Consider the following 26,052-nt stretch of genomic DNA (forward strand, 5'->3'; position numbering starts at 1 on the left):
CTGGCACTTGTCCGGGGCGGAGGTCAACCCCCCGCAACGCGGTATTATCGCTGCTGGGAGGACCGCATCGTGAACGATCTCGTCGATACCACCGAGATGTACCTGCGCACCATCCTCGAACTCGAGGAGGAGGGTGTGCCCGCACTCCGCGCCCGCATCGCCGAGCGCCTGCACCAGAGCGGTCCCACGGTCAGCCAGACCGTCGCCAGGATGGAGCGTGACGGTCTGCTGACCGTCGAGGGCGACCGGCACCTGGTGCTGACCGATCTGGGCCGCAGCAACGCCGTCGCGGTCATGCGCAAGCACCGTCTCGCCGAGCTGCTGCTCGTCAACGTCATCGGCATGCCCTACGAGGAGGCCCACGAGGAGGCCTGCCGCTGGGAGCACGTGATGAGCGACGCCGTCGAGAAGCGGGTCTACGAGCTGCTCAACAAACCGACCCGCTCGCCGTACGGTAACCCGATCCCCGGCCTCGACCAGTTCGGCGAGATCGACGACACCTCCGAGGTGCTCACCCAGGGCGAGCGGAACCTCGCCTTCCCCGGGTTGAGCGGCAGCGTCGTCATCCGCCGCATCTGCGAGAGCGTCCAGACCAACTCCGACGTGCTGCGCCAGTTGCACGCCGCCGGCATCAACCCGGGGACCACTGTCACCGTGGCCCAGGAACGGGACGGGGTCACCGTGGACCGTTCCGGCGACAAGATCCGTCTCCCGCGCGAGGTGGCGTCCCGCGTCTTCGTGGCAGCGCGCTAGGCGATCGCCTTGGCGAGGCTGAGCAGCTTCGTGTTCATGGCCGTCACCTTCGCCTGATCGGCGCCGCCCCGGGCGAAGGTGAAACGGAGCGTCCGGAGCTGCTTGGCCTGGCTGAGCCAGCCGATCTCCACGGTCGGGCCGTGCTGGGCTGTCGCTTTCACATTCCAGCGGTACGCGGCCCGCCCCAGCCCGGTGAGCTTCGTCGCGCCCGGCGGCACCCGCTCGGCGAGAAAGATATCCGGGCCGGCCGTCGTCGCCTTCACCACCGACAGTGACAGGTCGGGCCAGGCCTGGCTGTCCGTCTGCACCACACAGGTCGACGTGCCGCCCTGCTGGTCCGAGGCCGCCACCGCGAACCGGACCCCGATCGCCTTCTCGATCCGGTCGTAATCCCACAGGACACAGGCGCCGCCCGCGGTCGAGGCGGGGATCCGGACCACCGGCTCGGCGTCGATGCTGGGCTCGACGGCGGTGACGGGCGCCGCGGTCCCGGCGGCCTCGCTGCAGCCGGTGACGGCGAGCAGCACGGTGACGCCGAGCACGGCCAGACGCGTAGGCACTATCCGATCCTCCCCGGTGCGGGCGCACCCGACCGTACTGGGCGTGCGGGCCGGGCGGAAGAGCCTGATCACGGATCATTGACGTACGGACAGTGACGGCAGCCGCGGGTGCAGCAGGTGCCGCGGCCGGCCAGGAAACCGGCGGTCAGCACGAACAGGCCGGTGTCCGGATCCGGGTATCCGGCCTGCCCCGCGGCGAGGGCCGTCGCGTGAGCGGCCAGGATCTCCGCCCGGCGCGGGTGGTCCGGCGGCAGGCGGCCCGGATGCGGCTCGGTGAGCGCGCGGGGCGCAAGCGGGAGTCGCTTCACCCCCGGAACCCTAGCGGCGCCGCTAACTTGACACCCGCTGTCAAGTAGCGGGACGATGGACGTATGGACCTCGCCGAGCAGTTGCACCGCCTGCTCGACAACCGGCTGCTCGACCCGCTGGAGATCCTGCTCGAGGACGCCGGACCGGTCGGCGCGGTCCGCGACCTGCTCCGGATCCGGGTGGCCGGCTGGGTCCGGATCCTCGAGGGCGACGACGACACCGCCGCCGTCCGGCTCATCGCCCGGCTCATCGGCACCCTTCATGCCGGCGACGGCCCCTTCCTGCCACCGGCCGAGTGGTGGCGCACCCCGCTCGGCCAGATCGTGGTGCGCCGCGCCGGCCACCCGTACGCGGCCTCGGTGTCCTACGCGACCGCCGGCGCGATGCTCGGCATCACCCGGCAGGGCGTGCACGACCTGGTGCGCCGCGGCCGCCTGCCCCGACACCCGGACGGCGGCGTCCCCGTCTCCGCCATCCGCGACCGGCTCCGCCACGAGGAGAACCCATGATCAACGACCGTCTGATCGACGCCGGCGAAGTGCAGCTGGCGACCCGCGACTTCGGCGGCGACCAGCCGCCCCTGCTGCTCCTGCACGGCGCCGGCGGCAACCTCGCCCAGATGACCGGCCTGGCCCGCGAGCTGCGGCCCCGGCACCGGGTGGTCACCGTCGATCTGCGCGGGCACGGCCGCTCCGCCGACGGCACGTGGACGTGGGACGCCGCCCTCGGCGACCTCGCCGCCGTCTGCGTCCAGCTGGAGCTGGAGCGGCCGGCCGTCGTCGGCCACTCGCTCGGCGGCATGCTGGCCGCCCTGTGGGGCCAGCGGCACCCGGAGTCCCCCGGTGTGGTCAGCCTCGACGGCAACCCGCCGCCCACCCGCCCCGGCCAGCTGCCCGGCCTCGAGGAGGAGAAGGCCGCGGCCGAGCTGGCCCGGCTGCACGCGATCTTCGACGGCATGCAGGCCATGGCCGGGCAGACCATCCCCGCCGACCAGCTGCCCGACCTGGTGGAGCGGCAGCGGATGGCGGCCCGCGACATGGGCGCCAACGAGAAGGTGTGGGTCGAGGGTTTCCGGCGCAACCTGGTCCACGCCGGCGGCGAGACGTCGATCCGGCCGTCGGCGGCGCTCACCGCCCAGATGCGCACCGCGATGAACGAACTGGACCTGGCGCCGGTGTACGCCGCGACGACCTGCCCCCAGCTTCTCGTGCTGGCCACCCGCGACCTGCCCGAGCAGGAGCCGTTCGCCGAGCTGTACGCGGCCCACCGGCGGTACCTGGTGGAGCAGGCCCGCGCGGTGCCGCACCTGCGTCACGTGCAGCTGGCCGACGCCTCGCACGCCATGGTGATCGAGCAGCCGGCCGCGCTGGCCGCCCTGATCAGCGACTTCCTCGCCTGACGTCGTCGCTCATCGGGCGGTGCGCAGCCACACACCGAACTCGACCGCCGTACGCACCTCGTGCTCGAGCACCGCGGTGCAGATGTCGAAGCCACCGACCTCGTCCGGGTACTCCGGGCGCTGATGCCACACCTGCTTGATCGCGAGGATCGCCTGCCGCTCCTCGGGGGTGAGCCGGCCGGCGAGCGCCCGGTGCCACTCGGTCACGTCGGCGTGGTCGTCGTGCAGCCAGATCGAGAGGTCGACACGCCACTCACCGACCGTCAGCGTGACGTGGTAGCGCTCGTCGCGCCGTTCACCGGTGGGCGACCGGTCCCCCCGCTCGTCCGCGAAGCTGAAACCGGTCAGGCCGGGGATCGTGACCGCCCGGCCGAGCAGCGCCACCACGTCCTCCGGGCGATGGTCCGGGCCGCCGGTCAGCATCACGTCCAGATCACGCCACACCATCAGCCCCGACACGAAGCTGCCGGTGGGCGTCACCGGCCCCAGCGGCTCCAGCAGCGCGAGCACCGTACGCGCCTCCGCCTGAAGCTCCTCCGGGCTGCCCATCCTGCTCTCCTCCCCGATCGTGGTCCTGGCCCCGTAGACGCCCATTGTCGGATGCCGCCGAAACGACGAAACGACCGCCCGGCGATCTGCCCGCCTCCGGCGCGGGAGTCCACACCGGACGGCCGTGTCGTACCCTCGTGCGACGCTCCGCGGCATGCCCGCATCTCGCTCGCGCGTCCGATCCGACTTCACGCTGCGCCTGCTGCTCGAGAAGATCGTCGAGTACGGCCTTTCCGATCATCTCCGCAATCTCGTCCAGGACGCTCAACGGCACATGGGCGACCGCAGTCCCTGTCGGGGAGGCAGGACGCTCACCGATCTACTGCGTCAGGCCCACGCCGCGGCCCGGGCCGAGAATGATCAGGATGCTGCCGAGCGGCTGGAAGACGCCCTCTCGTACGCGGGACGGCACAGTGCACGTCGTCGAGTTGAAGCGGGTGCCGACCAACGAGGTGCACAGAGCGGTAGCGCAGGCGATGAACTACCTCGTCGTCCTGGAGGAGGACCGCCCTCGGCTCGCCGAGCAGGGCATCGACGTACGGCGGGCCTCCGCGACGGTGATCATCGGGCATCCGGCGTTCGAGGAGGAGACGGCAGATGCCTCCCACCGCGATCGGGTGGGAGGCATCTGCCGTGGAGCTGGGTCAACCGGTGATTGCTCTCAAGAGTTGCTCACCGGAGACGGGTTCAGCTGCAGCCGGAGGTGGAGCCGCAGCCCTCGCAGACGTAGCAGCTGCCGGCGCGGCGCATCTTCGTGCCGCAGGTGAAGCAGAGCGGCGCGTCGGCCGCGTGGCCGGTGACGATCTCCAGCAGTTCGGTGGAGGAACCCGCGGTGACCGGGGACTCCTTCTCCGTGGGCGCCGCGGCGCCGGTCGAGGCCTTCACCTCGGCCACCGTGACGCTCGCCGAACCGGCCGGGGACACCGGGGCGGACGCGGCCATGCCGGCCAGGTCCACCGCGGCGGCCTCGGCGGCTGCCTCGGCCTGCGCCTGTGCCAGACGCTCCTTGGCGGTGAAGATGCCCAGTTCGGAGCGGGTCTCGTAGGGCAGGAAGTCCAGCGCCAGGCGACGGAAGATGTAGTCCATCACCGAGGACGCCATGCGCACGTCCGGGTCGTCGGTCATACCGGCCGGCTCGAAGCGCATGTTGGTGAACTTGCCGACGTACGTCTCCAGCGGGACGCCGTACTGGAGGCCTATCGAGATGGCCACCGAGAAGGCGTCCATCACACCGGCCAGCGTCGAGCCCTGCTTCGACATCTTGAGGAAGACCTCGCCGAGGCCGTCGTCGGGGTACGACGAGGCGGTGAGGTAGCCCTTGGCGCCGGCGACCGAGAACGACACCGTCTCGGACGAGCGCTTCTTCGGCAGCCGCTTGCGGACCGGGCGGTACTCGACCACCTTCTCCACGACCTTCTCGACGACCGTCTCGACCGCCTTGGTCTCCTCGACCACGGCCGGCTTCTTCTTGGCGGCCGACAGCGGCTGGCCCACCTTGCAGTTGTCGCGGTAGATCGCCAGCGCCTTGAGGCCCAGCTTCCAGCCCTGGAAGTGGATGTCCTCGATCTCCTCGACGGTCGCCGTCTCCGGCATGTTGACCGTCTTGGAGATGGCGCCGGAGATGAACGGCTGCACCGCGGCCATCATCCGGACGTGGCCGATCGGGGCGATGACCCGGTCGCCCATGGCGCAGTCGAAGATCGCGTAGTGCTCCGGCTTGAGGCCGGGGGCGTCGACGACGTTGCCGTGCTCGGCGATGTGCTCGACGATCGCCTCGACCTGCTCCTCGGGGTAGCCGATGCTGCGCAGCGCCCGCGGGACGGTCTGGTTGACGATCTGCATGGAGCCGCCGCCGACCAGCTTCTTGAACTTGACCAGGGCCAGGTCGGGCTCGATGCCGGTGGTGTCGCAGTCCATCATCAGGCCGATGGTGCCGGTCGGCGCGAGCACCGAGGCCTGCGCGTTGCGCCAGCCGTTCTTGGCGCCGAGCTTGTTGCCGTTCTGCCACTGGCGGGTCGCCTCGCGGACGATCTCGGTGGCGACCGGGCCCTGCGGGCGCAGCTCGTCGTTCGCGGCGGCGTGCTTGCGCATGACGCGCTGGTGGCCCTCGGCGTTACGGGCGTAGCCGTCGTAGGCGCCGACGACACCGGCGAGCTCGGCGGAGCGCCGGTACGCCGTACCGGTCATCAGCGAGGTGATCGCCGCGGCGACGCTCCGGCCACCCTCGGAGTCGTAGGGCAGGCCGGACGCCATCAGCAGGGCGCCGAGGTTCGCGTACCCGATGCCGAGCTGGCGGTAGGCGCGGGTGGTGACCCCGATCTTCTCGGTCGGGAAGTCCGCGAAGCAGATCGAGACGTCCATCGCGGTGATGATGAACTCGACGCTCTTGACGAACTTCTCCACCTCGAAGCCGCCGTCGGCCTTGAGGAACTTCATCAGGTTCAGCGAGGCCAGGTTGCAGGACGAGTCGTCCAGCGACATGTACTCCGAGCACGGGTTGGACGCGGTGATCCGGCCGGTCTCGGGGTTGGTGTGCCAGTCGTTGATGGTGTCGTCGTACTGCAGGCCGGGGTCGGCGCACTCCCAGGCGGCCTGGGCGATGTCACGGAACAGCTTGCGGGCGTCGATGGTCTCGATGACCTCGCCGTCCAGCCGGCCACGGAGGCCGAACGGGGTGCCCTCCTCGACGGCGCGCATGAACTCGTCGCTGACGCGTACCGAGTTGTTGGCGTTCTGGTACTGCACGCTGACGATGTCGGCGCCGCCCAGGTCCATGTCGAAGCCGGCGTCCCGCAGCGCGCGGATCTTGTTCTCCTCGCGCGCCTTGGTCCAGACGAACTCCTCGACGTCGGGGTGGTCCACGTCGATGATGACCATCTTGGCCGCGCGCCGGGTGGCGCCGCCGGACTTGATGGTGCCGGCGCTGGCGTCGGCGCCGCGCATGAAGCTGACCGGGCCGCTGGCGGTGCCGCCGGAGGACAGCAGCTCCTTGGAGGAGCGGATGCGGGACAGGTTGACGCCGGAGCCGGAGCCACCCTTGAAGATCAGGCCCTCCTCCTTGTACCACTCGAGGATCGAGTCCATCGAGTCGTCCACGGAGAGGATGAAGCAGGCGCTGACCTGCTGCGGCGACTTGGTGCCGACGTTGAACCAGACCGGCGAGTTGAAGCTGAACACCTGGTGCAGCAGCATCCAGGTCAGTTCGTGGTCGAAGATCTCGGCGTCGGTGGAGGTGGCGAAGTAGCCATACTCCTCGCCCGCCTTGCGGTACGTCGTGACGACCCGGTCGATGAGCTGCTTGAGCGACCACTCCCGCTCCGGCGTGCCGACCGCGCCGCGGAAGTACTTGGTGGTGACGATGTTCGCCGCGTTCACACTCCAGAACGCGGGGTACTCCACACCGCGCTGCTCGAAGTTGATCGAGCCGTCGCGCCAGTTGGTCATGACGACGTCGCGGCGTTCCCACTCGACCTCGTCGTACGGGTGAACGCCCTCGGTCGTCCAGACCCGCTCCACTCGCAGCCCCCCGGCCGCCGCGCCGTTGCCACCGTTGGTCCGGCTGCGCTGGCGACCTGCAGTGATGCCGTCTCCGGCCATATGGATGTGCTCCCCCTCGTAGGTACCGCTACAGGTGTGTCGGTAGGAAGTGCTCCCGGCTTAGCCGTTGAGCTTGGGTGCGCGTCCCCCGGACCGTGGCGCGACGGCGTGTCGCGTCCCGGTTTCCCGGACGGGGCCGGCATCGCGCAGCGCGGCGATCTCCTTCTCGAATTCGTCGAGAGAGTCGAACGACTTGTACACGCTGGCGAAACGGAGGTAAGCCACCTGGTCCAGCTCACGCAACGGCGTGAGGATGGCCAGGCCGACCTCGTGGCTGGGGATCTCGGCGGCGCCGCGGGCCCGGACGGCCTCCTCGACCCGCTGCGCGAGCAGGGCGATGGAGTCCTCGTCGACCGGCCGGCCCTGGCAGGCTTTGCGGACACCGCTCATGATCTTTGTCCGGCTGAACGGCTCGGTCACGCCGCTGCGCTTCACGACCGCGAGAACAGCCTCCTCGACGGTGGTGAAGCGCTTGCCGCACTCGGGGCACGAGCGGCGGCGACGGATCAGCTGACCGTCGTCGGCCTCTCGCGAGTCGACCACGCGCGAATCGGCATGGCGACAGTACGGGCAGCGCACGAAAACCCCCTTGCGGGCCTTGCTCGACGGAATCCGGGCACGGCAAAACGCAGCGCGACCATTGCCGAAACAACGGGCTGCGCTGTGGATGACGTGTGGATAACCAGGGAGAAGGAAACCCAACCTGTGGACGACTTACATCCGTGTAACCACTAGATGTTGGGGTAGACGCTAGGCCCCGGCGGACGCCGACGCAAGTTCACCGGCATGCCGACGCGCCGTATTTCTCACCTCACCACCCGAGGTGATGACACGATCACGCGGCGCGGCCGGATCGGCATCTCGACGCGCCGGGGAATCGGGCGGAGCACCCGACGGAGATCAACCCGGCAGGACCGGAACAGGGCCGGTCAGACGTGCGAGGCGCTCGCGAAGAGGATCACACTGGCCGCCGCCGCCACGGCCAGGAAGAGACCGAACAGAACCGTGCGACCACGGCGGGTGAGGCGCAACGGCGGCTCGGCGTGTCGCGCACCACTGACCGTCATGACAGACCCCTTTCGGACACGCGTTCGATAGTACGCCCGTACGACGGTCTATCAGAACACAGGTACGGAAGTCGAGCTTCTGGGAGCGACACGCCGGGGAAATCTCGTACAGATGTTTGAATATGTCGGACCTGCACACTAGGTTTTCCGTCAAGAGGGGTCAGCCGGACGTTCGCCATCCCCACGGCGCCGTCCGGCTCCGCGACGCACCACGTGCCGAGGAGGCACTGGCCGACAGGGAGGGCGGACGTGTCGACCGACGACCGGACGAGCCGACAGCAGCATCAGACCAGGAAGCCCGAAGCCGCCCGGCGCCGCACGACGGGCCGTTCGCGCGGCACCGACGCACCCCAGTTACGAGCCGTGACACCGGTCAGCCACCTGCCCGAGGTGGTCGCCGCCGACCTGACGGCGCGGCAGCGGCGCATTCTCGAGTTCATCCGGGACTGGGTGGAGCGCTACGGCTACCCGCCGAGCGTGCGCGAGATCGGCGAGGCGGTTGGCCTGGTCTCCCCCTCCAGCGTGGCGTACCAGTTGAAGGCCCTGGAGGCCAAGGGCTACCTGCGCCGTGACCCGAACCGCCCGCGGGCCGTGGACGTCCGTGCGCCCGGCGAGCTGGTCGACGACGAGAACATGCGGGCCGCCCGGCCGCAGCCCGCCTACGTGCCGCTGGTCGGGCGGATCGCGGCCGGTGGCCCGATCCTCGCCGAGCAGGCCGTCGAGGACTTCTTCCCGCTGCCGCGCGAGCTGGTCGGCGAGGGCGAGGTGTTCATGCTCGAGGTCAAGGGCGACTCGATGATCGACGCCGCGATCTGCAACGGCGACTGGGTGGTCGTGCGCCAGCAGCCGAACGCGGAGGCCGGTGACATCGTGGCCGCGATGATCGACGGTGAGGCCACCGTGAAGAGCTACCGCCAGCGGGACGGGCACGTCTGGCTGATGCCGGCGAACCCGGCCTTCGACCCGATCCCCGGCGACGACGCGACGATCATGGGCCGCGTGGTGGCGGTGCTGCGCCGGGTCTGAGGTCCCGCGACGAGAAAGGCCGGTTCCGCCGAAGCGGAACCGGCCTCACCCGGATGTCACTGGCGGCCCGACGGCCCTCCGCCGTAGACGCCGCCACCCTGCTGCGGGCCACGGCCGGACGGCGGCTGCTGGCCGCCGTAGACCCCGCCGCCCTGCTGCGGGCCGCGACCGGGCGGCGGGCCCTGCTGGCCACCCCGGCCCGGCTGCTGCTGCGGACCCCGCGGCGGCTGCTGCGGGTTACGGGGCTGCTGCTGCGGGCCACGCGCGGGCTGCTGCGGGCCACGACCCGGCGGGGGACCCTGCTGACCGCCCCGGCCCGGCGGCGGGCCCTGCTGACCACCTCGGCCCGGCTGCGGCTGCGGACCCCGCGGTGGCTGCTGCGGATTGCGCGGAGCCTGCTGCGGGCCACGCGGCGGCTGCTGTTGCGGGCCTCGTGCGGGCTGCTGCGGACCCCGTGCGGGCTGCTGCGGGCCGGACGGCCTGCCGTACTGCCCACCGGATTTGCCGCCACCGGGACCAGCGGGCCTGCCCGCCCCAGGACCGCCGGGAGCAGCCGGCTTACCCGCGCCAGGGCCGCCGGGGCCACCGGGAGCGCCCGGCTTGCCGCCACCCGCCGCGTAGACCGGGCCGTTGCCACGCTGCTGTCCACCCGGCCCCGGACCGGACTGCGCCCCGTAGACCGGGCCGCCACCGCCCGGCCGCCCGGCGCCGTAGGAGGCGCCCCGCTGCGGCGCCCCACCGACCCCGATCAGCTCGGTCTCCGGATCGTCCACGTTCAGCCCACCGGGCGCGGCGTCGCCGTCGTCCGTGGCCAGCGCCGCCGGCGACCGCCGGAACCGCACGATGCCGAAGACGCCGGCGGCCACCAGGATCAGGCCGAACACGCCGACCCCGCCGATCGCGTAGGCCAGGTTGTCGGTGTCGAGGTACCACGCGCTGCCGGTGTCGCCGTTGCCCTGCTTCTCCGAGATCTTCGCGACCGTGGTGGCCGGCGTGTACTCCCGGATGTGGTTGGCCTCCTTCGTCACACCGCTCATGTCGGAGACGGTGTAGAAGAGCTTGCCGTCGGGGCTGTAGGCGATCGCCTCGCCGAGGGTCTCGTTGGGCAGGCCGGTGGTGCGCGGCTCCTTGGCCAGCGCGCCGAGCACGTCACCGCCGCTGACGTCCCACTCCAGCGCGTCGGTGTAGGTGCGCAGCACCACCTTGGTCAGGCCCTGGGTGACCGCGCCGCCGGTGACCGTCTTGTTGCCGAGACGCGCGTACGCATGACCGGCCGTCTCGGTGGCCCGCAGGGTGATCGCGCCGACCCGCTTCAGCGGCACACCGGTCTCGTTGTTCTTCTTCAGCGCGGCGGTGGGCTTGTAGATCCCGGTCGGGCCGCCGACCTCCTTCGTCACGATGAGCGGAACGCCGTCACCGTCGAAGATCAGCGCCTCGGCGTCGTGGTAATCGCCCTTGGGATAGGTCAGCCGGTGGAGCACCGCCTCGGTGTCCGCCTTGGCGTCCAGCGGCAGGCTCCAGAGCACGACCGACGGCCGCGGGTTCGGCGGCGAGCTGCGGACGTTGTTGTCGCCGGTGTCGGCGATCCACAGGGTCTTGCCGTCCGGCGAGAGGACGATGTCCTCCGGGTCGCGCGGGTCGGAGGCGAACTTGACCTTCTTGGTGACGTTGCACTGCCGGTCCAGGAAGTAGACCCGCGCCCCGCTGTTGTCCTCCTTGCCGTCGTTGACGACGACGAAGCCGGTCCGGGTCGCGACCAGGCCGGAGACCTCGGACAGATCCGGGTCGGCGATCTTGCACAGCTTCTTGCCGGGCGTCGCCTTCGCGCTCACCGTCGGCGCTGGTGTCGGGTCGTCAGCCGACGCGCTGGAGGAGCCGACCAATACCAGACCGATGGCCACGATGGTCGGAAACACGAGACGCCGCATCCGCACAGTGTCGCACGCAACGTCCCGTGCCGGTATCACGTGTGGATCAAAGCACGGGGCTGGGCACGCCGTAGATCACACCAACCATAGAGAAAGGCCGCGACCAGCCCATAGGGGGCCGGACGCGGCCTTTTCGGCAGCGGTTGCGGATCAGGCCCGGAAGCCGGACAGCTCCGCGGCGAACTGCTCGTCGACACGCACCGTCAGCTCGGTGCCGTCGTCCAGATGCCGGGACTGCAGCACCTGTCCGGACCGGTGGATCCGGGCGACCAGGTCACCCCGGTCGTACGGGATCAGGACCCGCAGCTCGACCGCGGGACGCGGCAGCCGGTCGGCGATCGCCTTGTGCAGCTCGGCGATGCCGGCCCCGGACCGGGCGGACACGAAGACCGCGTCCGGCCAGGTCCGCTTCAGCCGGAGGACGGTCTCCTCGTCGGCCGCGTCCATCTTGTTGATCACCAGCAGCTCGGGCAGCCGGTCGGCGCCGACCTCGCCGAGCACCTCGCGGACCGCGCTGACCTGACCCTCCGGGTCCGGGTGGGCGCCGTCGACGACGTGCACCACCAGGTCCGACTGGGCCACCTCCTCCAGGGTCGAGCGGAACGCCTCGACGATCTGGTGCGGCAGGTGCCGGACGAAACCGACGGTGTCGGAGAGGGTGAACTCCCGCCCGTCCTCCGCGGCGGTGCGCCGGGTGGTCGGGTCGAGGGTGGCGAACAGCGCGTTCTCCACCAGCACACCCGCCTGGGTCAGGCGGTTGAGCAGGCTCGACTTGCCGGCGTTGGTGTAACCGGCGATGGCCACGGCCGGGATCCCGTTGGCGACGCGGCGGGAGCGCTTGGTCTCCCGGACCGTCTTCATGGCCTTGATCTCGCGCCGCAGTTTCGCGATGCGGGTGTTGATCCGCCGGCGGTCGGTCTCCAGCTTGGTCTCACCGGGACCACGCGTGCCGACGCCACCGCCGCCCGAACCGCCACCGGCGCCACCGCCCTGCCGGGACAGCGACTCGCCCCAGCCGCGCAGTCGCGGCAGAAGGTATTGCAGCTGGGCCAGCTCGACCTGGGCCTTGCCCTCACGGCTCTTGGCGTGCTGGGCGAAGATGTCGAGGATCAGGGCGGTCCGGTCGACCACCTTGACCTTGACCTGCTGCTCCAGGTTGCGCAGCTGGGACGGCGACAGCTCGCCGTCGCAGATGACCGTGTCCGCGCCGGTCATGATGACCACGTCGCGCAGCTCGTCGACCTTGCCGCGGCCGATGAAGGTGGCCGCGTCGGGCTGCTTGCGGCGCTGGATGAGTCCCTCCAGCACCTGGGATCCGGCGGTCTCGGCGAGCGCCGCCAGCTCGGTCAGGGAATTGTCAGCATCTTCCACACTTCCTTCGGTCCACACTCCGACCAGCACGACTCGTTCAAGTCGCAGCTGGCGGTACTCGACCTCGGTGACGTCGGTCAGCTCGGTGGAAAGACCGGCCACCCGCCTGAGCGAGTGCCGCTCCTCGAGCTCCAGATCTCCGGTCGTGGGATCCGGCTCGTCAAGGACGGGTGTCTGGTACGTGTTTCGCAAAAGTGACCTCCTCCGCACGATCGTGGCACGTCGTGCGGGCGGTTGCATCCAGATAAGCGGGCCTAACTCATGGGTAACCACCGCGAAGGGATCGAACATTCCGGGCGAGCGACAATTCCTTCTGCTCACCCCACCAACGTCGGAGGGAAACCCGTGGTGACCACCCGCCTGCCGAGCGCAGGATTCTCGATCACGATCCGTATAGCCGTTACCGCGGACGCCTCGTCCATCGGCAGGCTCACCACGTGCGTCGGTGAGGCCGGCGCGATCGTGACGGCACTGGACGTGGTGGACTCCGACCCCACCCACGTGATCGTCGACCTCACCTGCGACACCGCCGACGCCGCGCACGCCGACCAGGTCGTCAAGCAGCTCGAGGACCAGGACGGGGTGGATGTCCGCAAGGTCTCCGACCGGACCTTCCTGCTGCACCTGGGCGGCAAGATCGAGGTGTCGTCGAAGGTCGCGCTGCGTAACCGGGACGAGCTGTCCCGGGCGTACACCCCCGGGGTTGCCCGGGTCTGCATGGCGATCGCGGAGAACCCGGCGGACGCCCGGCGCCTGACCATCAAGCGCAACACGGTCGCCGTGGTCAGCGACGGCTCGGCGGTGCTCGGCCTGGGCAACATCGGCCCGGCCGCCGCGATGCCGGTGATGGAGGGCAAGGCCGCGCTGTTCAAGCGGTTCGGCGGGGTGGACGCCTGGCCGGTGGTGCTGGACACGCAGGACACCGACGAGATCGTGGCGATCGTGAAGGCGATCGCGCCGGCCTACGGCGGCATCAACCTGGAGGACATCGCGGCGCCGCGGTGCTTCGAGATCGAGGCGCGGCTGCGCGAGCTGCTGGACATCCCGGTCTTCCACGACGACCAGCACGGCACCGCGATCTGTGTGCTGGCGGCGCTGACCAACGCGCTGCGGGTGGTCGGCAAGCGGATGCAGGACGTCAAGGTGGTGGTCTCCGGCGCGGGCGCGGCCGGGACGGCGATCATGAAGCTGCTGATGCGGCAGGGCGTGGGCGACATCATCGCGTACGACCGGAAGGGCGCGCTGCACCGCGGGATGCCCGACCTCAACGAGTCGATGCAGTGGCTGGCCGACCACACCAACAAGGACAACTACTCCGGTGACCTGCCGGGCGCGATCGTGGGCGCGGACGTCTTCATCGGCGTCTCCGCGCCGAACCTGCTGACCGGCGACGACATCGCGAAGATGGCGGAGAAGTCGATCGTGTTCGCGATGGCCAACCCGGACCCGGAGGTGGACCCGCGGGAGGCCCGCAAGCACGCCGCGGTGGTCGCCACCGGCCGCTCCGACCAGCCCAACCAGATCAACAACGTGCTGGCCTTCCCCGGCGTCTTCCGCGGCATGCTGGACGTCAGCGCCGAGGAGTTCACCGAGGAGATGGCCCTGGCCGCGGCCCGCGCGATCGCCGACGTGGTCGGTGAGGACAAGCTCAACCCGACGGTGATCATCCCGAGTGTCTTCGACGCGCGGGTGACCCCGGCGGTGGCGGCGGCGATCCGGGCGGTGGTCAAGGGGGCGCCGGCGCCGGCCAACCCGGCCGCCGTTCCGGAGAGCGAGCTGGAGCAGGCCCCGGAGACGACCTTCTAAGAGCTTGCGGGGGTACGGGTGAACGCCCGTACCCCCGTTTCTCAGAGAACCGCCGCGGGGTCGACGTCGCCGTCGGCGACCAGCACCGCCGGCCCCTCCAGCCACCAGGAGCCGTCGGCCGCGCAGGTCACCACGAGCCGGCCGCCGAGCACATCCACCGCCACGGAGCCGGTGGTCAGGCCGGCGTCGCGCAACGTGACCGCGCCGACCGCCAGCGCGCCGGTGCCGCACGACTGCGTCTCGCCCGAGCCGCGCTCGTGCACCCGCATCCGGACGTGCCGGTCGACCCCGGGCAGCGGCTCGGCGGGCTCGACGAACTCGACGTTGACCCCGGCCGGGAAGACCGCGGGGTCGTGCAGCGGCGCCCGGGTCAGGTCGAGGGCGGCCAGCGTGACCCCGTCGTGCAGGCCGCAGACCAGGTGCGGGTTCCCGCAGTCGACGGCGACGCCGGGGACGGTCAGGGATCCGATGGTGGCGGTGCTTCCGGCGTACACCCGCGGGGTGGTCAACCGGGTGCGGATCGTGCCGTCACCGATCTCGGTCCGCAGCACGCCCGCCCGGGTCGCCACCGGCAGGCCCGCCGGGCCCGGCGTGGCGAGGCCGTGGGTGAGCAGGTAGCGGACGAAGACCCGCAGCCCGTTGCCGCACATCTCGGCGATCGAGCCGTCGCTGTTGCGGTAGTCCATGAACCACTCGGCCTCGCCGGCGTGCCCGGCCGCCTCCGGCTGTTTCGCGCTGCGCACCACCCGGATCACGCCGTCGCCGCCGATGCCCGTGCGACGGTCGCAGAGCGCCGCGACGAGGCCGGGCGTCAGCTCCAGCTCGCCGTCGGGATCCGCGACGATGACGAAGTCGTTGCCGGTTCCATGACCCTTGGTGAAACGCATCCGGTAATCATCGCGCAAGCGCGAGAGCGTCCGCCACGAGCTTCGGGTCCGCCCCGTCCAGCCAGGTGATCGAGGGGTCGCGGCGGAACCACGAGCGCTGGCGGCGGACGAACCGGCGGGTGCCCTGGACGGTGTCCGCCTTCGCCTGTTCCTCGGTGAGCAGGCCGTCGATCTGGGCCAGCGCCTGCTGGTAGCCGAGCGCCCGGCCGGCGGTCCGGCCCTCGCGCAGGCCGTCCAGGCCCCGGACCTCGTCGAGCAGGCCGGCCGCCCACATCAGGTCGACCCGCAGCCCGATCCGCTCGTCCAGCGCGGCGGTCTCCCGGTCCACGCCGATCTGCACCGACGGGTAGACCGGCCGCGGGTCCGGCAGGCTCGCGGTGAACGGCTGCCCGGTCAGCTCGATGACCTCCAGCGCCCGGACGATCCGGCGGCCGTTGGACGGCAGGATCCGTTCGGCGGCGTCCGGGTCGCGGTCGCGCAGCCTGGTGTGCAGGACCGCCGGGCCGGCCACGGCGAGCTCCTCCTCCAGCCGGGCACGGATCGCCGGGTCGGTGCCGGGGAACTCGAAGTCCTCCAGGACCGCCCGGACGTACAGCCCGGACCCGCCGACCAGCAGCGGCACCCGGCCCCGGGCGAGGATGCCGTCGATGGCCGCGCGGGCCAGCCGCTGGTACTCGGCGACCGCGGCGGGCTCGGTGACGTCCCAGATGTCGAGCAGATGGTGCGGGATCCCCTCGCGCTCGGCCGGGGTCAGTTTGGCGGTCCCGATGTCCATGCCCCGATAGAGCTGCATGGAGTCGGCGTTGACGACCTCTCCGCCCAGCTCCTGGGCGAGCGCGATGCTCAGCGCGGACTTGCCGGCCGCCGTCGGGCCGACGACGGTGACGACTCGCTGACCTGTCCGGTACGACACCGGCCAACCGTAGGACACCGTTTCGTCACGGTCGTCAGCGGGAGCTTTCCCCTGACCGGGTTGGACCTGTGACAATGCGCGAGAAAGAATGCCGGTGGAGATTGGCATTCAGACTGCGCTATGGCGGTTGCCGCGGGCCCGACGCCGGGCCGTGACGCCGGGAAGAACGAGGATGAGCTCATGAACGACTGGACGGCCTTCGGGCGCGTGGATGCCGACGGCACCGTGTACGTGAAGACCGCCGAGGGCGACCGGGTGGTCGGCTCGTGGCAGGCCGGCACCCCCGAGGAGGGCCTGGCCCACTTCGCCCGGCGATTCGAGGACCTGGTGACCGAGGTCGACCTCGTCGAGGCTCGCCTCAAGTCGGGCGCGGCGGACGCGGCCCACTCGCTGACCAGCGTCAAGCGGCTGCGCACGACGCTGGACGAGGCGCACGTGGTCGGCGACATCGACGGTCTCGGCACCCGGCTGGAGAAACTGGCCGCCCTGGCCGAGGAGAAGGCCGGCGAGGCCCGCGCGGCCCGCGAGGTCGCCCGCACCGAGGCGCTCGCCCGCAAGACCGCCCTGGTCGAGGAGGCGGAGACGATCGCCGCCGAGGCCACCGGGTGGAAGACGGCAGGCGACCGTCTCAAGGAGATCCTCGACGAGTGGAAGACGATCCGCGGCGTCGACAAGAAGACCGACGGCGAGCTGTGGAAGCGTTTCGCCGCCGCCCGGGACGGTTTCACCCGCCGCCGCGGCGCCCACTTCGCCACCCTCGACGGCCAGCGCAAGCAGGCGCAGACCGCCAAGGAGGAGCTGGTCAAGGAGGCGGAGGCGCTGGCCGGGTCGACCGAGTGGTCGAGCACTGCCAACCGGCTCAAGGACCTGATGACCGAGTGGAAGGCGGCGCCGCGCGCCGCCAAGGAGGCCGAGCAGCGTCTCTGGGAACGCTTCCGGGCCGCTCAGGACGCGTTCTTCACCCGGCGCAGCGAGGTCTTCTCCGCCCGTGACGCGGAGTACCAGGGCAACCTGGAGAAGAAGCAGGCCATCCTGGCCGAGCTCGAGGCCGTCGACGTGGACGCGGACGCGCGCGCCGCGCAGAACAAGCTGCGGGACGCGCAGGCCGCGTGGCACGAGGCCGGCCGGGTGCCGCGGGAGGCCGCCGCCTCGCTGGACCGCCGCTGGCGGGCCGCCGAGGAGCGGATCCGGGTCGCGATGGACTCGGCGTGGCGCAAGACCAGCCCGCAGGACAACCCGCTGCTGCGCCAGATGCGGGAGCAGGTGGCCGAGGCCGAGCAGCGGCTGGAGCGGGCCAAGGCGGCCGGCGACGCCCGGCGGATCAAGGAGGCCGAGCAGGCGCTCGCCTCGAAGAAGCAGTTCCTCGCCTTGGCCGAGCAGGCCAACTGACGCGAGTTCACGACACGAAGGCGGTGGCCCGGCGGGCCGCCGCCTTCGGCGTTTCCGGGGGTACGCCGTACCGGTGAAATCCCTTTGCCATAGATCTGGTCCGTTTTGCGGATAGTGGCAGGTATTCACCATCAGTACATGATCTTGAGACCAAATCACGGCTCTGTCTCATTCTGTGCATCACGCGATCCGGTCGTGCCCGTTCGGTCGTTTGCTTGACTGATGCGCCATCATGGGTTCGTCGGCCGGTTTGTCGGCCATCAGCGCCGACCGCGGGGAGTTGCCGCCTCAGCTCTGCGGCCGGCCTTCGGTTTTGCCCTGTTGTCAGCGGAGATGGTGGTGCGCACCGGTGAGGATGGAACCGCGCGAGCATCTGCTCGAGATCTGGCGAGCGACGGCCCGTTCGTGCTGGCGGGACGGCGAGTGGCACTGGGGCGGCCGGGACGGGTCGAACTCGATCAGTGACGCGGAGCAGTTGCTGTGCGTGCTGCTGCCCGCCACCCAGATCCCCAGTTTCGGCCTGGACCGGCCGGACACCACGGTGGAGAGCATGCTGGAGGCGCTGCGGCCGCTGGGCGACGAGAAGACCATCCCGATGGAGCTGGTCCGGGTCGCCACGCAGTACTTCTCCCGGTACTGCGAGCCGGACACCGGGCGGCCGGTGTTCTCCGGCGGCAGCTACTACACCACCCTGAGCGACGGCGAGATCCTCACCGAGGAGCAGCGCAACCGCGACATCGTCGACTCGTACGCCATCTCGGTGACCCTGTCCCTGGCCACCATCGGTTTCGTCCGGATCTTCCGGCAGGCGGTCGCCCGCGAGGAGCGCCGGCGCGAGCTGCGGCGGCTGGAGCGGCTGGCCAGCGCCCGGCTCACCGCCGCCATGGTCGGACTGTTGCGCAGCTTCTCCACCCACGTCTTCGAGCCCGAGGACGACCCGGGCCAGGTCCTGCTCCGCACACTGAACCGCACCGGCGAGCCGACCAAGACGGTGGTCCGGCGGTTCCGGGACGCCCTCCAGGAGACCATCGCGTCGTTCGGCGAGGTGCTCATCGGGTCGGGGCAGACCAAGGAGCTGGAGAGCGGCAACCGCCTCTTCGAGTGCGGCTGGTCCTGGAGCATCGTGCGGGACGCCCCCGAGGTCACGCTGGAGCAGAAGAAGCCGGACCCGGCGGCGCCCGACGACGTCGGCCAGGAGACCTACGACGAGATCGGCGCGCAGCCCCCCGGCATCGCCGAGAACAAGCCGTACCTGTACTTCACCGTGGTCGCTGTCGACGCCATCGCCGACCTCTTCTCCGAGCGGACCCGTGTGCTGGGCCTGCTCAACGAGGAGCAGCAGCGGCTGTCCCGTGCCCTGCAGCTGCGCTGGGACCTGACCCTCAGCTACTGGTCGACCGTCGCCACCTTCGGCGACGGGCAGGTGTGGCCGTTGGAGGACCCGCCCTGGCAGACCACCGACCGGCTGCGCAGCGAGTACTACACCCTTCTGGTGACCTCCATCGTGGTCAAGGACCTGGAACGCCGCCGGGGCGCGGACAACCTGCTCGCCCGGATCGGCACGGTCCTCGCCGACCTGGCCAACGAGGGCCGGGTGACCCGGCAGTCCCGGGAGGGCGACTCCGGGATCCGGCTGCACGCCCCCGGCCTGCTGGTCCCGCTCGAGCGGGACCAGGGCCTACCGGACGCCGCGGTGGACGAGGACGAGGTCCAGCCGGTCTGGCTGGTCACCGAGTTCGCCTCGCTGCTGCTGCAGCGCGCGATCGTGATCGCCGGCCTGCTCACCGATGTGGAGCAGCGCGCCATCCTGACCCGGCTCGCCGACCGGATCTGGGATCACCTGGTGCGGCGGCGCCTGAGCGGGCCCGCCCACCTCAACCTCTGGGATCAGCCGTCCCACGTCTTCGAGGGGCTCACCGACCACAAGGAGCCCTCCTGGTACTACACCGAGCGTGTGGTGCAGGGACTGGTCAGCACCGCGAACCTGCTCAGCCGGGAGCCGCTCGTCAACGATCGTCTGGTGATCCGCAGTTACGACCTGCTCTACGAGGCGGAGCACCTGTTCGACATGGAGCTCATGCGGGGTTCCACGGAAGCCAGCCCCAAAGTGAAGGACGCCTTGACCAACATCCGGAGCAGATTAGAGCGGGCGCGCAGGATCATCGCGATCCGCCCGGGTTCCGCCGGGGCCCTCGCCACCAGCATCCTCCACGACCTCGACGGACTCGACGCGGTCCGCCGGACGGACGGCACGGGGTTCTAGATGTTCATCTTCGCCGCGTCCGACAAGGGCGGCACCGGACGCTCGGTGACCAGCAGCAACCTGCTGTACCGGAGCGCCCTGCAGGGCAATGACGTCTGCTACCTCGACTTCGACTTCGGGTCGCCGACGGCCGGCGCGATCTTCGGCATCGAACGCGCCGAGAACGGCATCACCGACGGCACCGGCATGCACAGCTACCTGCAGCGGACCGTCTACCAACCCGCCAAGATCGACATCTGGTCGGAGACCGACCGGCCGGCCGTCCGGCACCGCCCGCCCGGCGCGGGGCGTCTGATCCTGCTCCCCGGCGACGTCGGCGGCGGCGACTTCGTCGACGTGGGCGGCGACGCGGTCAGCGTCAAGCGGCAGGCTCTGGTGGACCAGTGCCTCGACCTGTTCCTCAAGCTGAACGCCGAGTTCAGCCTCTGCCTGGTGGACCTCAGCGCGGGCCGCAACCTGGCGGTCGAGCTGGCCCTGCGGGTGACCGCGGCGCCGGCCATGCGCAACGTCACCAGCCGGTGGCTGGTCTTCCACCGCTGGACCCGGCAGCACGTGGTGGCCGCCGGCAACCTGGTCGCCGGGCCGCGGGGCCTTCGGGAGAGCGCCGAGAAGTTCGGCCACGACCCCGAGGAGTTCATGGACAATCTGCGTTTCGTGCGGACCGCCATCATCGATCCGGCGACCGAGACCCAGCGGGGGCTGAGCGCCAAGCAGGGCATCTGGCTGCACGACAGCAACGAGCGGCTGAACAAGCTGGCCGGCGATCACCACGTCGGGCGCAGTCGCCTGTTGGGCTCCGTGCCCCTCGATCCCATGCTGCAATGGCAGGAGCAGTTGATTACGGACAGCGAGGTGGCGGACGGCATCGCGAACCCGAAGACGCGTGACGCCTTCAACGATCTGGCCGGCCGCATCGTGGAGCAGAAGGCCTGGGAGACACTATGACGACGATCACAGCCCAGCCGTTGGTCACCTTCCGTGAGAAGAGCGCCGGGGATGCTCCCCAGTCGGTCCCCTTCTCCCACCTGTCGCTGGAGGTGGGCCACCTCTACATGGAGGACTTCGCGCTCGGGCGCAAGCACCTCGACGCGTACTTCAAACGGGTCGCCCGCTGGGTCGGCGCGGCCCGGGACATCGGCGCCGACCGGCACGGCAAGAGCCGCCCGCGGATCTCCACCTGCTTCCTGATCGACGACTACTTCAGCCAGCTCGGCACCCCGGCCGACCTGATCGAGATGGTTCTCGAGTCCGCCGCCGAGAACGGGCTGGCCATCGACTACCTGGCCCGGGAGTCGGCCTGCGCCAAGGCCGGCGACATCGATCTGGCCCGGCTGGTCCGCGACCAGCTGGTCGCCGAGCCGATCCCCGGGGCCAACGGCAGCCGCCCACCGCTCATGGAGACCGGATGGCTCTCCAACGGGCAGAACTCGTCGGTCCTGGAGAGCCCGCTGGCGATGTCCGCCAACCGCTGGCGGCCCGCCCTGCAGAACGCGGTGAACCGGCACTCGATCTTCGTCGACGTGGAGCTGTGGGACGAGGACAACATCTGGTCCTGCGCCTACCTCGCGGCGGTCTGGCAGCTGCTGCGGCTCGGCGTGCTGCGCCACAAGGACCGTCAGGTCATCGAGCCGGTCCGGATGCCGGCCACCCTGCCCGCCGACTGGTCCGAGCTGCCCGCCGTGATCCAGGTCAACGAGCGGGCCACCCCGTTCACCGCGTACCGCACCTTCTCCATCATGGGCAGCCGGTTCATCGAGACCGAGGTGGCCACCCGGGTCGTCCTCGGCCAGGTGCCGATCGCCGAGAAGGTGATGAACCAGGTGCTCACCCGGAGCCGGGCCGAGGGCATCGACCTGCCCAAGGACATCCTGGAACGCACCGAGTACCTCTTCATCAGCGACTGACCCACCACCCTGGGCCCGCCGGGGGCCGGGCTCAGGCCGGGTCTCCCGGACGCCCGCCGAGCAGACGCTTGGCGGTGGCCCGTACGAAATGGTCGGCGTCGTTGATCCGCTCGGCCAGCACCTCGCGGACCTCCGGCAGGTCGGCCACCACGGTGAGCGCCTCCACCGCCGCCCGGCGCACCTCCCGGTTCTCCGTCCGCGCCTGCCGCAGCACCGCGGACCGGCCCTCCTCGTCGGCGGCCAGCCGGGCGGCGAGCAGCCGGATGATCGTGCACCGCAGCGGGGCGTCCGCGTCGTCCAGCCGCGGGATGAGCAGGCGCGGCACCTCCTCCATGCCCAGCGCCAGACCCGCCTGGGCGGCCGCGACCACCACCTCGGTCTCGCCGTCGCGGCGCAACCGGTCCCGGATGATCTCCTGCGCCCCGGCGAACCCGGCGGCCGAGGCGAGCAGCGCCACCGCCGCCGACCGGACCTGCGGATTGGGGTCGTCGGCGGCCCGCGCGGCGATGATCGGCCACAGCTCCGCCGCGCCACCGGAATGCGCGAGCGCGGCCACCGCGGCGGCGGCGAACACCTCCCCCACGGTGTCGGTGGTGGTGCGGTCCTGGAAGACGGCGGCCAGGTCGATCCCGCGGGGCCGGCTCTCCTCGAGCGCCTCCACCGCGGCCAGCCGGATCTGCGGGTGGTGCCGGGCCGCGGTAAGCTCGACCAGCCGCTGGCCGACCGTCTCGTCGAGATCGCGGCCGGCCAGGCCACGGGTCGCGGCGGCCCGGACCCGCATGTCGGTGTCCACCATCGGGACCCGGGCCAGGATCGCCGTGGCGGCCAGGTCCCGGTCCCGGCTGAGCGCCTGCACGGCGACCAGCCGGACCTGCGCGGACGAGTCGTGCGTGACGATGTGGCCGAACACCGCGCGCGCCCGGTCACCGGGCGAACGGCCGCTGAGCGCCTCGGCGGCGGCCAGGCGCACCGACGGGGCGGTGTCGTGCTGGGCGGCCACGGCGAGGACCTGATCGGTACGCCGGTCGGTGCGGCACACCTCGTCGAGCATCCGCACGACGACCAGCCGGACCACCTCGTCGGCCTCGCTCTCCAGCCGGTCCACCAGGGCGCCGCAGAGCCGGGCGTACGGCCCGTCGGGGCGGGCGCCGAGCACCCCGGCGGCCTCCCGGACCACCGCGCCGTCCGGGTCGTGCCGAACCCGGTCGACCAGCTCCGGCTCGTGCCCGAACTGCCCGAGCAGGCGGACCGCGGCCCGGCGCACCCCGCCCGCCGGGTCGTCGCCGAGCCGCTCGGCCAGCACCCGGCGCACCTGCTCGGCGACCGCCCGGCGGGGCAGCAGGGCCCGGGCCGCAAGCTCGACCACCTCGGCGTCGTCGTCCTCCCGGACGGCGGTGAGCAGCGCGCTCTCCACCGGGGTGCGGATCTGCCGGTCCCGGGTGAGGACCTGGACCGCGGCCACCCGGACCGCGGCGTGCCTGGTCTCGTGGAGCAACCCGAGCAGCACCTCGTCGGTCTCCCGGTCGGCGTGGAAACGATCGCCGAGGGCCTGCACCGCGGCCAGCCGGGCGTCGGCGAAGCTCTCCTTCAGCACCATCTGCAGCAGAACCGCGTGGATCTCCGGGTCGGTGCCGGCGACGGCGCCGAGCGCCCGGGCCGCGGCCAGCCGGACCACCGCGCGGGGATCGGCCCGGTCACCGCTCGCCGTCTCGATCAGGCGGCGTTTCGCCAGGGTGACGTCGATCCGGTACTCCCCGCGGGAGGAGCGGCGGACCAGCTCGCCCAGGCCGGCCAGCGCCGCGCACACCACCCGGACGTCGTCGGCGGTGTCCATCAGGTCGGTGAGCACCTCGTCGATGCGGTCCTCCTGGCCCGCCATCATGGCGGCCACCCGGGCCGCGTACGACGCCGCGGGGTTCACCACCAGACGGCAGCCGTACTCGGCGTACCACGTGAGGTAGGTCCGGGCCTGCCGGGCCGGCCACTGCGGGCCGATCGCCTCGACCGCGGGCAGGATCTCCTCACCGAGCAGGGCGATCGCCGCCGGGTCCTGGGCGCGGCCACAGTAGTCGATCACCTTGATGACGTGCTGGAGGGTCAGCTCCACGACCCGGCCGGTCTGGCTCAGCGGGCGGATCACGGCCAGGCACTGCACGGCGAGCGCGACGTTCCACGGCGGCGGGGGCGGGTCCTCGGCGGCGGTCCGCGACGGCCACTCCGGGTAGGCGCCGGTGACCAGGAACCGGACCAGGTCGGCTGCCAGCGGGGCGTGCAGCTCGCCGGCCACCAGCCGCAGCACCTCCCGCCACGCCGGGTCGTGCCAGCGCTCCTGGAAGAGCTGGATCACCCGCTCGAACGACCACTCGCTGGTGTGCTGCACCTTGCGGACGATCGCCCAGGCGCAGAAGAACTCCAGGAAGGTGCGGTGCACGAAGCCGTACCCGCCGTCGGTGTACCGGCTGAGGATGAAGCTGCGCTCGCGGAGCTGGCCGATCACCACGACGGCGGCCTCGACAGCGGCGATGGTCCGCAGGTTGTAGTGATCCTCCAGATAGTCGGCGAGCCGTCGTTTCAGCTGCTCCCGGCCGACGTAACCGGCGCTCAGCCCGTCCAGCCCGAACTGCATCGCGTAGGCGAGCTGGCGCAGCACCTCCCGCTTGTCCTCGGCGTCCACGAACGCCGCGCCGGGCGCCCGGTCGTCCAGGTGCCGGATGTTGTCCCACCGCTCGACCAGCGCGTTGGCCGCCTGGTTGTAGAGCTGCCAGCGGTGTTTCGGCAGCATCCGGTGCTGGCCGATGATGGCCAGGATGCTCAGCAGCATCGGGTTGCCGGCCAGCTCGGTCAGCTCGCGGGACTGCCGGATCGCGGCGCCGACCAGGTCCCGGCGGCGGGCCGCCTCGATCGGCCGGTCCGGCTGGGCCAGGCGGAACCAGCGGTCCAGGAACTCCGAGGTGTGCCGGGAGTCGAAGTCCTGCAGCGTGTAGTGGGCGAAACCGGCGCCGCTGAGGATGCGGCGCTGGTATTCGGCGAGGCGGGAGGTGACGATGATCCGGGCCCGGGGGAAGGTCCCGGCGAACGCGGCGATCTGGCCGGCGATGTCGTCACGGACCCGCGCGTCGAGGATCTCGTCCAGCCCGTCGAAGATCACCACGGCCGGCTCGTTGCGGCTCAGGTGGTTGCGCAGCGAGTCCGGCTCCTGCTGGTAACCGTCGGTGTCGGCGCGGCGGGCCAGGTAGTCCGGGAAGGTGCGGCATTCGCCGGAGGTGTACGCCGCCGCGTAGAGCCGCACCTCGACGAGGATCGGCAGGTGCCCGGCGAGATGCCGGAGCCGGTCGTCGGGGCGCTCCCAGGTCAGCGCGAGCGCGAGGTAGCGGACCACCGCCGACTTGCCCGAGCCGGGCTCGCCGAGCAACACGAACCGCTGCTGCTCCGGGCCGGGCAGCACGTCCAGGACCAGCTGCAGGGGCCGGTTCTGGTAGGCCGTGTAGAAGCGCACCAGGTCGGCCACCTCCGGGTCCTCGGCCAGGGGCGCCCGGCCCCGGACCGTGGCGTCCAGCTCGTGCCGCAGCGGGCGGGGCAGCTCCGGCGGCTGCTCGGCACGGACGTACGGCTCCACGAAGACCGAGGAGAGCTGGGCGCGGGCGTACCCGTCGGGCTGGTTCTCGGAGAGGGCGTCCAGGTCGAGGTCGCCGTACTGCTGGCGGAGCCGTTCGAAGTAGCGCTCGCGGGAGGAGTCGCTGAGACCCTCGCCGGGCACCGGGCCGGGTGGCAGCGCCGGCTCCGGCACGGTGTGCGAGAGGTACCGGGTGACGGCGGCGACGACCTGGAGGGCCAGATTCTCGTCGTTGGTGAAGAAGCTGCACAGGTGATCACGGGCGACGGTCTTGCGCAGGTCGGCCACGGCGGCCGCGTCGGCGCCCCGGTCCACGTATTTCACCGGCCACAGCGCCTCCTCGTCGAGCAGGAAGATCAGGCAGTGCTTGCCGAGGTGGACGGCGTGCTCGTACTCCAGGTGGGTGATCGACTTGGTGTGGCCGGGCGGGCGGTAGCCGTATCGCCAGGCGAAGATGCCGATGTAGAGGTCGCACCCGGCGACGTCCTCCAGGCAGCGCTCCAGCGGGGCGCGGCCCTCGGCGACGTACACCTCCATCGTCCGATAGTTCATCTCCAGCTGCGACAGGGCGGACTGGACCGCGGCCCGGCATTCCCGGAGATCCTCGAACGTGGCGGAGATGTACGCTCTGGTCAACCGCTTCCCCCCTCGGCGGAGCACACGCGAGTCCAGCGTATGCCGCCTGCGCCAGCTTCGGGGACCGTCACGGCCGTCGATG

The 26,052-nt window shown here is 71.1% G+C and carries 20 protein-coding genes; 9 read left to right on the forward strand and 11 right to left on the reverse strand.

What is annotated here, in order from left to right:
- Positions 1 to 66 precede the first annotated feature (66 nt).
- Positions 67 to 753: a metal-dependent transcriptional regulator gene (locus ACZ3II_RS15450; protein ID WP_465518410.1), complete on the forward strand. Its 687-nt coding sequence runs from the start codon at positions 67 to 69 to the stop codon at positions 751 to 753.
- Here the strand turns inward: ACZ3II_RS15450 and ACZ3II_RS15455 are convergent.
- Positions 750 to 1,313 (reverse strand): hypothetical protein, encoded by a 564-nt coding sequence (locus tag ACZ3II_RS15455; RefSeq protein ID WP_465518289.1) that lies wholly within the window; start codon positions 1,311 to 1,313, stop codon positions 750 to 752. The two genes, ACZ3II_RS15450 and ACZ3II_RS15455, sit on opposite strands and share 4 nt — an antisense overlap.
- 68 nt (positions 1,314 to 1,381) lie before the next feature.
- A complete protein-coding gene (locus ACZ3II_RS15460; RefSeq protein ID WP_465518290.1) occupies positions 1,382 to 1,621 on the reverse strand; it encodes a DUF5522 domain-containing protein in 240 nt (79 codons plus the stop codon).
- 63 nt (positions 1,622 to 1,684) lie between these two features.
- Between ACZ3II_RS15460 and ACZ3II_RS15465 the strand changes: the two genes are divergently transcribed.
- Complete coding sequence (locus ACZ3II_RS15465) at positions 1,685 to 2,131, forward strand: hypothetical protein (RefSeq protein ID WP_465518291.1); 447 nt, start codon at positions 1,685 to 1,687, stop codon at positions 2,129 to 2,131.
- A complete protein-coding gene (locus ACZ3II_RS15470; RefSeq protein ID WP_465518292.1) occupies positions 2,128 to 3,021 on the forward strand; it encodes an alpha/beta fold hydrolase in 894 nt (297 codons plus the stop codon). Before ACZ3II_RS15465 ends, ACZ3II_RS15470 begins: the two co-directional genes overlap by 4 nt.
- 9 nt (positions 3,022 to 3,030) lie before the next feature.
- On the opposite strand, the gene ACZ3II_RS15475 is transcribed toward ACZ3II_RS15470, so the two are convergent.
- The 4 genes from ACZ3II_RS15475 to ACZ3II_RS15490 all read right to left on the reverse strand — a co-directional run bounded on the left by ACZ3II_RS15475 (position 3,031) and on the right by ACZ3II_RS15490 (position 8,234).
- Entirely contained in the window at positions 3,031 to 3,570 is a 540-nt protein-coding gene (locus ACZ3II_RS15475) for a hypothetical protein (RefSeq protein WP_465518293.1), read from the reverse strand.
- Positions 3,571 to 4,257: 687 nt separating this feature from the next.
- The gene (locus ACZ3II_RS15480; RefSeq protein WP_465518294.1) at positions 4,258 to 7,167 is read right to left on the reverse strand and encodes a vitamin B12-dependent ribonucleotide reductase; all 2,910 of its coding nucleotides are present in this window, start codon (positions 7,165 to 7,167) and stop codon (positions 4,258 to 4,260) included.
- A 60-nt stretch (positions 7,168 to 7,227) separates the two neighbouring features.
- A complete protein-coding gene (gene nrdR / locus ACZ3II_RS15485; RefSeq protein ID WP_043528858.1) occupies positions 7,228 to 7,746 on the reverse strand; it encodes a transcriptional regulator NrdR in 519 nt (172 codons plus the stop codon).
- Positions 7,747 to 8,096: 350 nt separating this feature from the next.
- Positions 8,097 to 8,234: a hypothetical protein gene (locus tag ACZ3II_RS15490; protein ID WP_465518295.1), complete on the reverse strand. Its 138-nt coding sequence runs from the start codon at positions 8,232 to 8,234 to the stop codon at positions 8,097 to 8,099.
- Positions 8,235 to 8,483: 249 nt separating this feature from the next.
- Between ACZ3II_RS15490 and lexA the strand changes: the two genes are divergently transcribed.
- The gene (gene lexA, locus ACZ3II_RS15495) at positions 8,484 to 9,260 is read left to right on the forward strand and encodes a transcriptional repressor LexA (RefSeq protein ID WP_465518296.1); all 777 of its coding nucleotides are present in this window, start codon (positions 8,484 to 8,486) and stop codon (positions 9,258 to 9,260) included.
- Between the two features lie 56 nt (positions 9,261 to 9,316).
- Here the strand turns inward: lexA and ACZ3II_RS15500 are convergent, their stop codons facing one another.
- Together ACZ3II_RS15500 and hflX are read right to left on the reverse strand one after the other, a co-directional pair.
- Entirely contained in the window at positions 9,317 to 11,188 is a 1,872-nt protein-coding gene (locus tag ACZ3II_RS15500; protein ID WP_465518297.1) for a hypothetical protein, read from the reverse strand.
- Positions 11,189 to 11,338: 150 nt separating this feature from the next.
- Positions 11,339 to 12,799 carry a GTPase HflX gene (hflX, locus tag ACZ3II_RS15505; RefSeq protein ID WP_465518298.1) on the reverse strand — a complete coding sequence of 487 codons (1,461 nt, stop codon included), beginning with the start codon at positions 12,797 to 12,799 and terminating at the stop codon, positions 11,339 to 11,341.
- Between the two features lie 105 nt (positions 12,800 to 12,904).
- On the opposite strand from hflX, the gene ACZ3II_RS15510 reads away from it, so the two are divergent.
- Positions 12,905 to 14,365, forward strand: a complete 1,461-nt coding sequence (locus tag ACZ3II_RS15510; protein ID WP_465518299.1) for an NAD-dependent malic enzyme — start codon at positions 12,905 to 12,907, stop codon at positions 14,363 to 14,365.
- Positions 14,366 to 14,406: 41 nt separating this feature from the next.
- Here ACZ3II_RS15510 and dapF read toward each other — a convergent pair whose 3' ends face one another.
- Together dapF and miaA are read right to left on the reverse strand one after the other, a co-directional pair.
- Positions 14,407 to 15,252 carry a diaminopimelate epimerase gene (dapF, locus tag ACZ3II_RS15515; RefSeq protein ID WP_465518300.1) on the reverse strand — a complete coding sequence of 282 codons (846 nt, stop codon included), beginning with the start codon at positions 15,250 to 15,252 and terminating at the stop codon, positions 14,407 to 14,409.
- A gap of 7 nt (positions 15,253 to 15,259) precedes the next feature.
- On the reverse strand, positions 15,260 to 16,165 hold the full coding sequence (gene miaA, locus ACZ3II_RS15520; protein WP_465518301.1) for a tRNA (adenosine(37)-N6)-dimethylallyltransferase MiaA: 906 nt from the start codon (positions 16,163 to 16,165) through the stop codon (positions 15,260 to 15,262).
- Between the two features lie 180 nt (positions 16,166 to 16,345).
- Between miaA and ACZ3II_RS15525 the strand changes: the two genes are divergently transcribed.
- The 4 genes from ACZ3II_RS15525 (at position 16,346) to ACZ3II_RS15540 (ending at position 21,721) form a co-directional block, all read left to right on the forward strand.
- Positions 16,346 to 17,554 carry a DUF349 domain-containing protein gene (locus ACZ3II_RS15525; protein WP_465518302.1) on the forward strand — a complete coding sequence of 403 codons (1,209 nt, stop codon included), beginning with the start codon at positions 16,346 to 16,348 and terminating at the stop codon, positions 17,552 to 17,554.
- Between the two features lie 355 nt (positions 17,555 to 17,909).
- Positions 17,910 to 19,817, forward strand: coding sequence for an SCO2524 family protein (locus ACZ3II_RS15530; protein WP_465518411.1), 1,908 nt, complete (start codon positions 17,910 to 17,912; stop codon positions 19,815 to 19,817).
- The gene (locus tag ACZ3II_RS15535) at positions 19,818 to 20,762 is read left to right on the forward strand and encodes an SCO2523 family variant P-loop protein (RefSeq protein WP_465518303.1); all 945 of its coding nucleotides are present in this window, start codon (positions 19,818 to 19,820) and stop codon (positions 20,760 to 20,762) included.
- Entirely contained in the window at positions 20,759 to 21,721 is a 963-nt protein-coding gene (locus tag ACZ3II_RS15540; RefSeq protein WP_465518304.1) for an SCO2522 family protein, read from the forward strand. The genes ACZ3II_RS15535 and ACZ3II_RS15540 overlap by 4 nt, the downstream gene beginning before the upstream one ends.
- A 31-nt stretch (positions 21,722 to 21,752) precedes the next feature.
- On the opposite strand, the gene ACZ3II_RS15545 is transcribed toward ACZ3II_RS15540, so the two are convergent.
- Entirely contained in the window at positions 21,753 to 25,970 is a 4,218-nt protein-coding gene (locus ACZ3II_RS15545; protein WP_465518305.1) for a HEAT repeat domain-containing protein, read from the reverse strand.
- Between the last annotated feature and the right edge of the window lie 82 nt (positions 25,971 to 26,052).

Source organism: Actinoplanes sp. NPDC019969, from assembly GCF_055562375.1.

Coding starts and splice junctions, on each gene's coding strand:
- ACZ3II_RS15465 (WP_465518291.1), top strand. CDS start 1,685: ATGGACCTCGCCGAGCAGTTGCACCGCCTGCTCGACAACCGGCTGCTC.
- ACZ3II_RS15470 (WP_465518292.1), top strand. CDS start 2,128: ATGATCAACGACCGTCTGATCGACGCCGGCGAAGTGCAGCTGGCGACC.
- ACZ3II_RS15475 (WP_465518293.1), bottom strand. CDS start 3,570: ATGGGCAGCCCGGAGGAGCTTCAGGCGGAGGCGCGTACGGTGCTCGCG.
- ACZ3II_RS15480 (WP_465518294.1), bottom strand. CDS start 7,167: ATGGCCGGAGACGGCATCACTGCAGGTCGCCAGCGCAGCCGGACCAAC.
- ACZ3II_RS15490 (WP_465518295.1), bottom strand. CDS start 8,234: ATGACGGTCAGTGGTGCGCGACACGCCGAGCCGCCGTTGCGCCTCACC.
- ACZ3II_RS15500 (WP_465518297.1), bottom strand. CDS start 11,188: ATGCGGCGTCTCGTGTTTCCGACCATCGTGGCCATCGGTCTGGTATTG.
- hflX (WP_465518298.1), bottom strand. CDS start 12,799: ATGCAACCGCCCGCACGACGTGCCACGATCGTGCGGAGGAGGTCACTT.
- dapF (WP_465518300.1), bottom strand. CDS start 15,252: ATGCGTTTCACCAAGGGTCATGGAACCGGCAACGACTTCGTCATCGTC.
- ACZ3II_RS15525 (WP_465518302.1), top strand. CDS start 16,346: ATGAACGACTGGACGGCCTTCGGGCGCGTGGATGCCGACGGCACCGTG.
- ACZ3II_RS15530 (WP_465518411.1), top strand. CDS start 17,910: ATGGAACCGCGCGAGCATCTGCTCGAGATCTGGCGAGCGACGGCCCGT.
- ACZ3II_RS15535 (WP_465518303.1), top strand. CDS start 19,818: ATGTTCATCTTCGCCGCGTCCGACAAGGGCGGCACCGGACGCTCGGTG.
- ACZ3II_RS15540 (WP_465518304.1), top strand. CDS start 20,759: ATGACGACGATCACAGCCCAGCCGTTGGTCACCTTCCGTGAGAAGAGC.